Origin of the sequence: Leptospira perdikensis (assembly GCF_004769575.1) — a bacterium.
In the GTDB taxonomy this organism is placed as follows: Bacteria; Spirochaetota; Leptospiria; order Leptospirales; family Leptospiraceae; genus Leptospira_A; species Leptospira_A perdikensis.
In genome coordinates, this window is record NZ_RQGA01000010.1 from 1 (window position 1) to 12,186 (window position 12,186).

15 protein-coding genes and 1 pseudogene are annotated in these 12,186 nt (G+C 40.0%); 11 read left to right on the forward strand and 5 right to left on the reverse strand.

The window, feature by feature from the left end; genetic code table 11:
* Nucleotides 1-40 precede the first annotated feature (40 nt).
* The 5 genes and pseudogenes from map to thiE form a co-directional block, all read left to right on the forward strand.
* Nucleotides 41-610 (forward strand): annotated as a pseudogene (gene map, locus EHQ49_RS09495) (type I methionyl aminopeptidase); the annotation flags it as partial.
* Nucleotides 611-667: 57 nt separating this feature from the next.
* Nucleotides 668-799: a hypothetical protein gene (locus tag EHQ49_RS18835; protein WP_279638118.1), complete on the forward strand. Its 132-nt coding sequence runs from the start codon at nucleotides 668-670 to the stop codon at nucleotides 797-799.
* Nucleotides 800-804: 5 nt separating this feature from the next.
* A complete protein-coding gene (locus EHQ49_RS09500; RefSeq protein WP_135578776.1) occupies nucleotides 805-1,200 on the forward strand; it encodes a response regulator in 396 nt (131 codons plus the stop codon).
* A gap of 21 nt (nucleotides 1,201-1,221) precedes the next feature.
* Nucleotides 1,222-2,025 (forward strand): hydroxyethylthiazole kinase, encoded by an 804-nt coding sequence (thiM, locus tag EHQ49_RS09505; protein WP_135578779.1) that lies wholly within the window; start codon nucleotides 1,222-1,224, stop codon nucleotides 2,023-2,025.
* Nucleotides 2,015-2,653, forward strand: coding sequence for a thiamine phosphate synthase (thiE, locus tag EHQ49_RS09510; protein WP_135578781.1), 639 nt, complete (start codon nucleotides 2,015-2,017; stop codon nucleotides 2,651-2,653). The genes thiM and thiE overlap by 11 nt, the downstream gene beginning before the upstream one ends.
* 98 nt (nucleotides 2,654-2,751) lie before the next feature.
* Here the strand turns inward: thiE and queG are convergent, their stop codons facing one another.
* Nucleotides 2,752-3,735: a tRNA epoxyqueuosine(34) reductase QueG gene (queG, locus tag EHQ49_RS09515; RefSeq protein ID WP_135578783.1), complete on the reverse strand. Its 984-nt coding sequence runs from the start codon at nucleotides 3,733-3,735 to the stop codon at nucleotides 2,752-2,754.
* Between queG and EHQ49_RS09520 the strand changes: the two genes are divergently transcribed.
* Complete coding sequence (locus EHQ49_RS09520; protein WP_135578785.1) at nucleotides 3,734-4,120, forward strand: LIC_11502 family protein; 387 nt, start codon at nucleotides 3,734-3,736, stop codon at nucleotides 4,118-4,120. The two genes, queG and EHQ49_RS09520, sit on opposite strands and share 2 nt — an antisense overlap.
* A 1-nt stretch (nucleotide 4,121) precedes the next feature.
* Here the strand turns inward: EHQ49_RS09520 and EHQ49_RS09525 are convergent, their stop codons facing one another.
* Nucleotides 4,122-4,517, reverse strand: coding sequence for an acyl-CoA thioesterase (locus tag EHQ49_RS09525; protein ID WP_135578787.1), 396 nt, complete (start codon nucleotides 4,515-4,517; stop codon nucleotides 4,122-4,124).
* 42 nt (nucleotides 4,518-4,559) lie between these two features.
* Nucleotides 4,560-5,036: an OmpA family protein gene (locus EHQ49_RS09530; RefSeq protein ID WP_167483003.1), complete on the reverse strand. Its 477-nt coding sequence runs from the start codon at nucleotides 5,034-5,036 to the stop codon at nucleotides 4,560-4,562.
* Between the two features lie 94 nt (nucleotides 5,037-5,130).
* Here EHQ49_RS09530 and EHQ49_RS09535 point away from each other — a divergent pair, with 94 nt between their 5' ends.
* A complete protein-coding gene (locus EHQ49_RS09535; protein WP_425269845.1) occupies nucleotides 5,131-7,398 on the forward strand; it encodes a hypothetical protein in 2,268 nt (755 codons plus the stop codon).
* 67 nt (nucleotides 7,399-7,465) lie between these two features.
* Here the strand turns inward: EHQ49_RS09535 and EHQ49_RS09540 are convergent, their stop codons facing one another.
* Nucleotides 7,466-8,407, reverse strand: coding sequence for a patatin-like phospholipase family protein (locus tag EHQ49_RS09540; RefSeq protein ID WP_425269848.1), 942 nt, complete (start codon nucleotides 8,405-8,407; stop codon nucleotides 7,466-7,468).
* Between the two features lie 181 nt (nucleotides 8,408-8,588).
* Here EHQ49_RS09540 and EHQ49_RS09545 point away from each other — a divergent pair, with 181 nt between their 5' ends.
* Both EHQ49_RS09545 and EHQ49_RS09550 read left to right on the forward strand, forming a co-directional pair.
* Nucleotides 8,589-9,149 carry a hypothetical protein gene (locus EHQ49_RS09545; RefSeq protein WP_135578791.1) on the forward strand — a complete coding sequence of 187 codons (561 nt, stop codon included), beginning with the start codon at nucleotides 8,589-8,591 and terminating at the stop codon, nucleotides 9,147-9,149.
* Nucleotides 9,150-9,248: 99 nt separating this feature from the next.
* Nucleotides 9,249-10,382 (forward strand): DUF1577 domain-containing protein, encoded by a 1,134-nt coding sequence (locus EHQ49_RS09550; protein ID WP_135578794.1) that lies wholly within the window; start codon nucleotides 9,249-9,251, stop codon nucleotides 10,380-10,382.
* A gap of 3 nt (nucleotides 10,383-10,385) precedes the next feature.
* Here EHQ49_RS09550 and EHQ49_RS09555 read toward each other — a convergent pair whose 3' ends face one another.
* The gene (locus tag EHQ49_RS09555; protein WP_135578796.1) at nucleotides 10,386-10,700 is read right to left on the reverse strand and encodes a HepT-like ribonuclease domain-containing protein; all 315 of its coding nucleotides are present in this window, start codon (nucleotides 10,698-10,700) and stop codon (nucleotides 10,386-10,388) included.
* An 84-nt stretch (nucleotides 10,701-10,784) separates the two neighbouring features.
* On the opposite strand from EHQ49_RS09555, the gene EHQ49_RS09560 reads away from it, so the two are divergent.
* A complete protein-coding gene (locus EHQ49_RS09560) occupies nucleotides 10,785-11,174 on the forward strand; it encodes an FKBP-type peptidyl-prolyl cis-trans isomerase (RefSeq protein WP_135578798.1) in 390 nt (129 codons plus the stop codon).
* Nucleotides 11,175-11,269: 95 nt separating this feature from the next.
* The gene (locus EHQ49_RS09565) at nucleotides 11,270-12,184 is read left to right on the forward strand and encodes a YHYH protein (RefSeq protein ID WP_135578800.1); all 915 of its coding nucleotides are present in this window, start codon (nucleotides 11,270-11,272) and stop codon (nucleotides 12,182-12,184) included.
* The last annotated feature ends 2 nt before the right edge of the window (nucleotides 12,185-12,186 follow it).

The following is a 12,186-nucleotide window of genomic DNA, read 5'->3' on the forward strand; positions in this document are numbered from 1 at the left end:
TTGCTTTTGATGTATGCTTTCACTTTAGAAGTGACAATTAGGGTTTCCTTCCATTTGTTCTTCGATCAACCATGTCGTTTGCCACGGAATTCCGAAAAAGGAAGATGTCCTCGCCAATGGAGACATTGTGAATCTAGACGTATCCCCCATTGTGGACGGATACATTGGAGATACTTCCAAAACCTTTATCGTTGGTGGTAAATCCACTCCGGAAGCCGAAAAACTGGTAGCAGATACCGAAAAGGCAATGTGGGTCGGCATCGAACAAGTGAAACCAGGGAACCGAATTGACGATATCGGAAATGCCATTGATGATTTTCTCACCCCTCTTGGGTATGGAATTGTTCGAGACTTAATGGGTCATGGTGTGGGACGAAATTTCCACGAAGAACCACAAGTCCCTCACTTTCGTTCTCCGAGGAAACTGGCAAAAATTGAAGCAGGGATGATTTTTACGGTCGAACCCATGGTCAATTTAGGAACTTGGGAAGTAAACTTTGATAAATCTGACAAATGGACAGTCCGCACCAAAGATGGAAAACTCTCTGCCCAATTTGAACATACCATTCTTGTCACAGACAAAGGGTATGAAATTCTAACAAAAGTTTGAACAAAAGGTTCTTGCTTTCACATCCAATTTGTCGTCTAATTCAAGAAGAGGATTATTATGAAAACTGCCATCACTCTATTTAGTCTATTTGTGATCACATCTGCAACTTTTGCCATCTGCCCAGGAAAAGAAAAACGTTCCTGCCCTGGAAATGACAAATTGGTTGAGTGCCCTCACGACGGAAAATAGTTCCCATGAACAAAGCCATCCTCTTCGTCGATGACGAACAAATCATTCTGATGAGTTTGAAGTCACAGCTCAAAAAACATTTTGGGAATGAATACCGTTATGAAACGGCCCAAAATACAGAAGAGGCGTGGTCTATCATCGAAGAGTTGGCGGAAGAAGGAATCAACATCCTAATCATCATCTCGGATTGGCTTATGCCGAACCAGAGGGGTGATGAATTCCTTCGAGATGTCCACAAAACTTATCCTGCAATTAAGAAAATAATTATTTCCGGTCATATAGATGAGTTATCACTCAATCAATTGAAAGGCGAAGTAGACTTACATAGTTTTTTAAACAAACCTTGGTCGGAATCGGATTTAATCAAAAAAGTAGAAGACGCCATTACGAAGATTGCCTAGGTTTTCCTAGGAAACCTCCGCATGTCTCAATCAATCATTCAAAACACTATCGAAGACTTAGAATCTTTACGTTCGAAGTCCCCTCTCGTTCATAATATAACAAACTATGTAGTCATGAATAATACTGCCAATGCACTTCTTGCCATTGGTGCCTCTCCAATTATGGCCCATGCCATTGAAGAAGTCGAAGAAATGGTTACGATTTGTTCGGCAACTGTCATCAATATTGGAACTCTATCTGAATCTTGGATTCAAAGTATGGAAAAAGCGGCAGCAAAAGCAGTCTCTCTTGGTAAACCTTTTATACTTGATCCTGTTGGCGCAGGAGCAAGTAACTTGCGTAATGTGACAATTCGTCGAATTTTAGGTGCAGGTAGCCCAAGTATTGTGCGTGGGAATGCTTCTGAAATCCTTTCAACTCTCAACTCTTCTGGAAAAACCAAAGGAGTCGATTCTACAGATTCTTCAGATTCAGCAGTTGATTCTGGAAAGTCTCTTTCCAAAGTCACTGGTGGAGTGGTTGTTATCTCCGGTGCTACTGATTATATTTTAAGTGGAGCAGAAAAAGCCCAAGTGCGAAATGGAGACATTCTTATGACAAAGGTCACAGGCCTTGGTTGTACTGCTTCTGCTATTTGTGGGGCCTTCGCTGCCATCCAACCGAACCAGTTTCGTGCAGCTACTTCCGCAATGGCTGTGATGGGAATTGCTGGCGAAATGGCAAAAACCAAAACAAGTTCTCCTGGAAGTTTTCAAGTCGCATTTTTAGATGCACTATATGAAATCGGAGCAGATACCATTAAACAAAAGTTAAATGGAGAATAAAATTCATGGAGTTTATTTGGTAACAGATAGACCCCTCTGCCGAACGCATGGTTTGGCAGAGGTAGTGGAACTTTCTGCTCTTGGTGGAGTTTCTCTTGTACAACTTCGGGAAAAAGAAACTGACAGTCGCGAATTTTTAGAACTCGCAAAACATTTAAAAAAAATTCTAACACCATTCGCCATTCCCCTTCTTATCAATGACCGTTTAGACATCTGTTTGGCGGCCGGTGCCGATGGTGTCCATCTGGGACAATCCGATTTACCTTGGCAGGAAGCTCGCCGGATCTTAGGAAACAATGCCATCATTGGGCTTTCCTTAGAAACCAAAGAAGATTACCATTCTCTAATAGAAACAAATCCAAAACCTCCTTTAGATTATTTGGCGGTTTCCCCTGTGTTTGATACCAATACAAAAACAAATACCAAACCCGCCTGGGGACTCGAAGGACTCAAATGGTTACGAAGTAAAACCACAATCCCCATCGTTGCCATAGGGGGAATTAATGAATCCAATGCCGAAACAGTTGTGAAAGCCGGAGCAGATTCGATTGCCGTAGTGAGTGCGATTTGTTCCGCCGAAGATCCAAAATTGGCAACGGAAATTTTATCAAAAAAATTTCATACCTAAATAGAAATTAGAGAAACGATTATCAATTGTATATAACTAGATCTATATAATTTTTCTTTTTAATCTAAGTCGAAATCTTTTATTAGTTTAGAACTCATTCAATTTGCTTCTTTGATCTTCTTTTGTTTTAAATTTCGATTCCAAATTTCAAACCCAATTCTCTCAATGGGTGAATCCTTAAAATAAACATCAAACTCTTGTTTGGTCAATGATTCTTTTTCTAAAAAATTAGGGTCCGTCCAAAAGGATCTCGGTAAAAATTCATTCTCTGAGGTTTCAACTTCGTTTCTTTTGGCAACATTGGCATTCCAAGGACAAACTTCTTGGCAGAGATCGCAACCATACACCCAACCTTTCCGATCCCATTCTAAAAAAGAATCAGTGGCTTCGGTTTCTTTTCTGTCCTCAATGGTTAGGTAAGAGATACATTTTCTAGCATCAATTTGATAAGCTTCGAGAGCGTTTGTGGGACATACATCCAAACATTTACGACAACTACCACAATGGTCTGTGATGATTTCTTCTGGATCTGGACCACCTAATTCTAAGTCGGTGAGAATGGTCGAAAGAAAAAAATAAGATCCAAGTTTTGGATGGATGAGGTTTGTATTTTTTCCCTGCCAAACAATCCCCGATTCCCGAGTTAAGATTTTTTCAGCTACGGGCAAACTATCCACAGATTGACGAAATTTAAAACCAGAGAACTTCTCCCGGAGGGTTTTTAAAATCCGATTTCCTTTTTCTTTTAAGATGAGATGGTAGTCAGAACCTAACGCATAACGGGAAACCTTAGATTCCATTTGGGAAAGTAACTCTTCACCCTGACTTGATCTATAAATAAACCCAAGGCAGATCACAGACTTCGGAACAAAACCTAAATTTTGAAAATCATTTCGAATTCCCACAGCATGGTCTTTGGCAAACCAAACCATTTCTCCAAATCGCTCTTCCTGAATCCATTCATCCAAATGTTTGCGGTCTGAATTTGGGATTTTTGCTTCTGTGAATCCAACCAAAGAAAATCCTTCTGCCTCACAAATGGTTTTAATTTGGGAACGAATCTGATAGATTGGATTTGTCATGGGTGAAAATGGGAACGAAGTTTATCTTACAGAAATTCAAGGCCAGTTGCCAAGCCATTTGTATGTTCATCTCCCAAAACTAGTTTCTCTCTTTCCACAAATTGAGGCCCTTGTTACTCTTCCCAAGGGACTTCCGGAACTTTTAAGAAAGGGAATTTACTTTGCCTTACTCCAATCGGTGGTGAGACTTCTCGAAAGGAACACAGACCCACTTTTACCCGAAATCCTTCCTGAATATGGGGAGCTGATCCGTTCGGTTTCCGAAACCTATTCCGCTCTAAGCCCAGAAGTTGAATCCAATTGGCTCGAAGAATGCATTCAATATGGAGATAAATCAGCCTACCATTGGGAATGGAAACATTTTGATTCCAGAGAATTGTTTTAAATTACAATTGTTCCTTCTCGAGTGATTTTAGAAAGTCAGGTGGGATTGGTTTTTTGGTTTTGGCATGATAATCAAAATACACCTGAACTGTTTTAGCTGACACATAAACCGTGTTTGTTTTTTTGTCACGAATTTCATACGAAAATTCCCAAGAAGTAGTTCCAATAGCTGAGACCCAAGTTTCTACATAAATGGAAACACCGGGAAGGACAGAAGCCTTTAGATCCATTTCCACACGTGCGAGAACAAAAGGAATGTCATCTAACTCCGATACATTTAAATAACGATTACAAAAATCCAACCTTGCCAACTCTAAATAAGTCGAATAACTGGAGTTATTGACCCTTCGCATTGGATCCATATCATTAAATCGAATTTGAATTTCGGTACGTATCATAGTCTATGATCAATTGAAGCAATAGGAATGAATCTGTCATCTCTATGTTTCTATTTTATATTGGATCTGAACGGATCGTAACAACCTTCGTAGTTCCGGATTTTTGCCATATATTGGTTCTAAAAAAGTTTGATTTATTTTATCTTTGGGAATTCCAAGAGATACCAAGTAGCTCTCGACATTGCGAACTCTATCTTTCACCAGTTTTCGATTTTTTGTCAAATGGCCAGAGGCATCTGCAGAACCAATCAAGGAAAGATATCCTATTTGGGAGATAGGATTGAGTTCCCACTCAGCTTGTAACAAATGGATAGATTCTTTTTCTAACTTCGAGGATCCGGCTTCGAAAAAGATGGAAAGTTCTCTAATAGGAGATTCCAGAATAAGTGTATTTTTTTCAGGGTTGGAATTTCCTTCTTTGCGTACAAGTAGTACAATTCTTTGTTTTTCCAAAGGTTTGGCCCAAAGCCAAAAGAGGAAAAATCCTGCCCCAACTAACATAAGGGAAATCCAAACCATATTCCTTTAGACTCTTACCTCCGATTTGCGGAAATTTCTTTCAAACGAGTAGACAAAAATCAAAATTTTAGTACAATATCTAGTTATGAAACCTATGCGAAAAATTTTGATCGTCTATTCACTGTCAATCGGTCTGGCCTTCGGCTGCAAACCGGCAGAACTTTCGAACACTTGTGATGCGAAAACAAAAGAATACTTCCAAGCGACGGTCGTTCGGTTTCTCACTGGGGACCGGTCACCCTCTTGTCTCCCTTCCTTTGATTTCCAAGAACTTTGGGGTGTTTATATGGCACCTTCGGGAACGACAAGTGTCAATGCCATCACAAGTTATAACGACCAAATCATCATTGGTGGAAATTTTCAATATGTGGGACCGTCTACAGGGAGCGTAGTGTATTTAGAAACATCCAATGGAAAGGTTTTATCCAACCGCAATTGCCCTTATTTAAAAGTAGTGGGATCCACCGGGATTGCTATCTCCGATGGAGGTGGTGGGTTTTATATTGGCGGTGAGTTCTATGCAGTCCAAGGCGTAGAAAGATCTAGTGTGGCCCATATCTTACCGGGCTGTGTATTGGATCGCAACTTCAATGTTCCCAAAAATAATTCTATCAGTATTTATACCTTATTACTTGCGGGAGATTCACTCTACGCGGGCGGATATAATACTAGTGATAATAGTGGGTATTTGGTTCGTCACAATCGTTATACTGGTGCCTTGGACAATTCGTTCACGCCAAATCCAAATTTGTTAGTTTCCGATTTAGAAACCGATGGAGACTCTCTTTATGTTTGTGGAGATTTTACGAATATCGGTGGTTATACGAAGAATTCCTTAGCCAAGTTTTCTCTCTCCACTGGTCTCATCGTATCTTCTTTTACTACAACCATAACTGGATCCAGTTGCCTAGATTTGTATTACGGAACCGATTCCAATGGGAGTCCTAATATCTATGCCGTTGGCGATTTGACAACCCCAACATTTAGCAGAGCCATATCGTTTTATCCCGATGGAACATTAACCACTTGGAACCCCGCTCCTAATGCTAAGGTCAACTCCATCCAACAATATAACAATAGGCTCTATTTAGGTGGTGATTTTACTACCATCAATGGTGGAACTTCCGCTCCCAATTTAGTCTCTGTCAATAATAGTACGGGTACGGCCATCACTACAAATTACGGTGTCAACGACGTTGTCGCAACCCTGCAAATCATTGAAAATACACTTTACTTAACCGGAAGTTTTACCCAGGTGAAATCTGTTCCGAGAAACTATGCGGCGGCACTTTCTTTACCCGATGAATCGGTTACTGCCTTTGATCCGGCTTATGATGGTAGTTTCAATAATCCTGGTTCGGGGATTGTGTCGGCAGGAAACGGGGTTGTACTTTTCACTTCCAGTCGTTCGACAGTCAATGTCAAAGCTCGGAATCATTTTGCCGTTTTGGATGAAGTCACAGGAGCCCCGATCGAAGGAACACCTAACTTTGACTATTCGATCAAAGCCCTTCATCGAGTTGGAAACCGATTGTTTGCAGGAGGATCTTTTACCAATATCGCCGGTCAAGGACGGAACGCCTTTGCGATTTTGGATTTACCTAACTACCAAGTAAGCCCGATTAATACCGTGCTTACCGGCTCCCCCGAAATCCGGACAATCACAAGCGATGAATCGCAAGTGTATGTAGGAGGGGCCAGCGTAGCTAATGTGAATGCACTAACAAGGAACGGAGCCTTTGCCTTAAATTTAGGGGATCTATCTGTGAGTGGATGGAATCCGAACCTCAACGGCAGTGGGGAAAGTTTCCTTGTTGTAGCTGATGTCGTTTTCCTAGGCGGATTGTATTCAGGAATTAACGGGGATGGTGTTACCACAAGTTACCAGGCCGTGGACAAAATCACTGGAACCAAACGCGGGATTCCTTCAACAACCAATTTCCCTAGTAGCGGAGTTTATACGCAAACCTTATCAGGTTCAAAAATCTTTCTCGGGGGACAATTTGCGACAATTGGTAGTATAGGAACCTTCAATAATTTCGCAATTTATAACCTTGCCACTCAATCTTACGAACAGCCTAACCCAGTATATAGCGATAACATTATTTACCACATTGCTGCTTACCCTGACGGGAACGTACTGATTGGAGGATCCTTTACTGGACTGAATGGTGCCACCGATAACTATTCTTTTGGAGTTTTTAATAGTAACACCAATGTATTATCCTCTTGGAATGGTGGGATCAATGACGTAGTCTATACATCCATGTATAAAAATGGAAGATACTATTTGGGTGGAGCTTTTACAATCGCCCTCAGGAAGAGTAATGGTGGTTTAGTTCGAACTAATTTGAACGAATGATTACCAACTAACAAACCTTACAGAGCATGATTCATCATGCGAACTGACAGAAAAAAAGAATTTTTACCTATTTTTGTTTTTTAGATTTCCGTTTTAGAATTTTTTGCATAGCCTCTTCGCCTTTTTTAGCACCAAGTAATACAGTTTTGTACAATTTGGTCCGAATCGTTGTCGTGAGTTTGACTGGAAGCGGTTTATCTGGTGCAACGGTGATAATCTTCACACCTTTGGGTGGTTTGACGGCGAGTTCTCTTGCTGTATTGAAATGGAAGTGATGGAGTTTACGCATCAACCTTCGGATGGTTCGTCTTGTTGGAAAAGCAAGTAAACTAGTAAGTCTTGTGAGTGGGCCTGAAATATGACGGATAGGAGAATTCATAATCACCACAATTTCTTTGTATCCAGCTTCGATGATGTCTTGGATGGGCAGTGGATTTAAAATCGCTGCATCGGAATATAAAGTTCCATTTAACCAATGTTTACCGCGAGTGGCAATTGGTAACGAAGTAGCAGCTTTCAACAAATCAAACACATTGGAAGATGTGGCTTTGACATATTCAATAGAATGGGTATGTAAATTACTAACTGCGACGACAAAATGAGGGACATTTTTTCTATCCAGAGTTTCTGATTCTAACCTAACTTTTTTCCGAAAGATAAAATCGATTAGATACTCCTGATTTAAAAGCGTTTTGCCTTGAAAAGGATGTAAAAAGGAAATGAGTTTTCTTCCCGACAAATCCTTATACCAAACGGCCAGTGCCTTTTCACTTTTAATTGGTTCTTTTTTAGGCATTGATACATAATAAGCGGCAGCACAAGCACCTGACGAAACACCGACCACCAAATCAAAGTAATTCGGTCGTAAGAACTGATTCCATGCGTAGAGAACACCGCCAGAAAATGCCCCTTTCATTCCCCCTCCTTCCACAAGGAGTGCTCTTTTGGAACCTTTGGCTTTAGGAAGTTTGGGATGATTTGGAGATTCGTTCGATGGAAGAGACTGCACAATAATGTCAGGGTCTTCTGCCTGGCTTCGGTTGCAAAAAACTATTCGTTCCAAAATTACAATTTCAACTTTTTAGGAGAATCACCAAACATAGGTTCTCCCCCTACCAAATTCCCAAAATTTCCTAAAAAATCTTGAGGCCATACAATAAATTTCGCTACGTACGCAATTGAATATTAGTATGCTCGGGATTAAAACGTTGGAGACGGAAGTGAATGGAATCTCAATCAAAGGTTCCTTACAATTGAATGCAAAAGGTGCGTACCAATTGGATTTACTCTCCCCTTATCCAGGTCCTATGTTTACCTTCTCCTTCCCCAAAATCTACCATGCACTTTGGGATGGACATATGTCGGAAATTGATAACTACGCAATCAGTCATCTGCGCACACTATTCCACAAATGTGAAAACATCAAAAAGGAAGTTCCCAGGTTCGAAAAAGAACTAAAAGAGTTTTGGTTGGAAGTGGATGGGATCTCAGTACTTTCCCCACTAGAATGGAATGAAAAATGTATGTTTCTAAAAAAAGCCTTACAGGAAGGTTATATGGATGCAGACACATACGAAAAAACTTTGAACGATCTTACTATTGTCATGGAAAAAAAATATTTCGAAAGAGAGAAACGTTGTGAAGCGTTTCTTCTTCAGTACCTTCCCGAGTATTCGCACTTACAAAATCATTTTTTTTGGATTCGCTTCTGTTATGAATTAACAGAAAAAAAACACCTACTTCTACTTTAAATTTTCGTTTTTCTTGCCAAAGAGACGAGTATGATCTTTACTTTCCATTAGGGGTGGAAATTTATTTCCGTCTCCTAAAAATAGAACTCGGAACTAGCTATGCGACCAATGGATCAAATCACAGGGAAAGAACAAAAACACCATGTGATCTTACACTATCTTATGAATCAAGAAATGAAGGCCAACTGGAATGGACAAATCCAATCCATGACCGTCACACAGGAATTACCTGGCGGTGAAGAAATTATTGTTGATTGGTCTGAAGTTTGGGCGATTGGCCCTGGTTCCACATTCATACTTTCCAAACTTTTGGCTCGGTATCTAGAACTCCATTGTTCTTTCGTAAAACAAATTGCACCTAACAAAATCCAACTACATGTAGACAAAGTTCTCATTGCAAAAAAAGAAAGATTAAACCCTCGTTTTACTATTTCGGAAGATGGTCTTGTCAATGTTACCAACATCGTCAGTTCCAAAACCATCATTGAAGCAAACATGTTCAACATCCCTACTCTCGTACGAGTCAACTTTGAAGACTACAGAAAACGTATGATGGTTAGGTCAGGCGAAGCAGGTGCGATGGATATTTTCAAATCTGGAATGGAAAGAAAGTATGATGTTGTTAAATCCACTCAAAAAATCCTTTTTATTAAAGATGCTACCAATGCAGAAAGTTACCGATCAGATGATGAAGGTTTCATTAACTATGAAGATGAAATCGAAGATCATGTTGATAAATTGGCAATGGCTGCAAGAGACAAAAAGATAAAATCGGAACTCATTCTGCCTATCCTCTATACAAATGAACTAGAAGAAACCATTCCTATTGGATATTATTCATTACAAACTAAAGATAATTTTATCACCAAAGAAGATTTAGATTTTTACCAAAAACAAATCGCAGAAATGATCGAAAGGATCAAAGATGCAAACCTAATGACAACAGTAGAAAAATTTCCAGTTTTGGATTTATCTACGACAGGACTCAGACTCAGAATTACTAATAGTAGCTTGGTGGAAACTTTGCCCAAACAAAAAGGAATTTTGTTGGAGTTAGTGTTTAAACTCCAAACTCCTTTCCGGTTTTTTGGTAAAATTGCATGGGCTTTCAAAGAAGCTTCAGGAGATTTACTTGTCGGTGTAGAGTTTTCCGGAAAACGCACTTACGCCGAAAAAGTCCGTTTCGAAGAAAATATAGAAATTATCAAAAATAATGGAAAGTCTGCGGCTTAAAAGTTAGCGGCTTTCCAATTTGATTGTTTTTGTAATTTTCGGAATTTCATAAGCGCAGATATAATATAACATCTTTAAGTCGATATAGTCGTAAGCTCGGGCCAAATCCTTTTGCCAAAGACTATCAATCTTTTCCCAAGGAAGGTCCGGATATTTTTGTTTTTCCGACTGAGGGATTTTTAAGGATTCTGCTTGGATATAACGTAACATTTCTTCCGCAAAAAAACTATCGTGGTCACCCTCTTTGAATTCTTGGATTTGGTTTCTGTAGAGGAAGGACTCAAGCTCCCGGCAATAGAAAATAAACTCATGGAACATTTGTTTAATCTAAAATGGGATTCCCTTTGGAATAGTTTTTTTCATTGGCAAAGGAATTCAAATCCTGGATACTTTCACTAAAGTATGAAGATCCGTATACAAGCTGCTCTATTTTTCCTTTTTGTTTTGGTATTCCCCATCCAATCTGCAGAAAAGGATTTCCAAATCATCGATCTCGTTGTCGGGAAAGGGGAAGAGGCCTTTTCCGGTTCCTATGTTACTGTACATTACGTAGGCAAACTCACCAATGGCACCAAGTTTGATAGCTCTCGTGACCGCAACCGCCCTTTTGAATTCAATTTGGGAGCAGGTGAAGTGGTAAAAGGTTGGGACAAAGGTGTAAAAGGAATGCGAGTGGGTGGAAAACGTAAACTCATCATCCCACCTGAACTAGGATACGGTAGTAAAAAAGTAGGAAACATTCCTCCTGACTCCACTCTCATTTTTGAAGTAGAACTTTTAAAAATATACTAACCAAAGATTTCGGATTTGTACGTAAGGGAGAATATGACACTTCCTATTCACGAATTTCTTGACAAAGTTCAGAATGGTTCTAACTTGTTTGGACTATGGAATTGTTACAAATTCGAACCCTTGTTTTACTCCTTGTTTTTGGTACCACACTTACCCAATGCAAACCCAAATCAGATTCTGACGAAGAAACCTTGCTCTTGTTAGCTGTTGCTGCTTCGAAGATTTGTGTCAATAACTCCTATACGGGAACTACTGTGGTGAACTCCACTGCTACTTTAGATACAAATACAGATTGTATCACTGGTATGACATCTTCTATGTCGTCAGATCTACCTGCTTGGATTCGAAACAACTTTAAATGCTCAGTAGGTACTGTTTCCGGATCCAATTATGTATTCCGATCACAAAATATCCCAAATAACAAAAGTTTTTATTTTGGTTCTACCTCTCCAATGTATGTGGCACTTGCTGGTGGACAAAAATCTGCAGGAAACAATCAAATTGCTTCTCAGTGTTTGGTATATACCATCCCTAGTGCACCTGCTGCCAAGTCAGGTACTTTAGTGGGAACTCAAAGTGGTTATGCTTCTGTTGGGATTACTGTGAATGGACTTGCCATTTTTAACAACGCAGCAGCTGCCCCTGATACACTCGCAACGGAAGCACAAACATTTGATACATTCAACGGTCACCCACAAAGTTCAGGCGTTTACCACCACCACTCCCAACCACTCAATGTAACGAATAACGACTCCAAGTTGATTGGAGTATTGCTCGATGGATTTCCAGTGTATGGTTTAAATTGTGATAATGCGACAACTAACACTGGGGATGATGGTGCTCCAGGAACCGTTGGGCCAGCACTTGATGCTTACCATGGTCATACAGCAAACACAGTACTTTTCCCAAGTGGAATCTATCATTACCATTTTGCATATGATAGTACGGCCACAATCAATACACTCATTGGTTCTTCTTTCCGTGGAACTCCAGGAACAGTTTCAAACTAGTT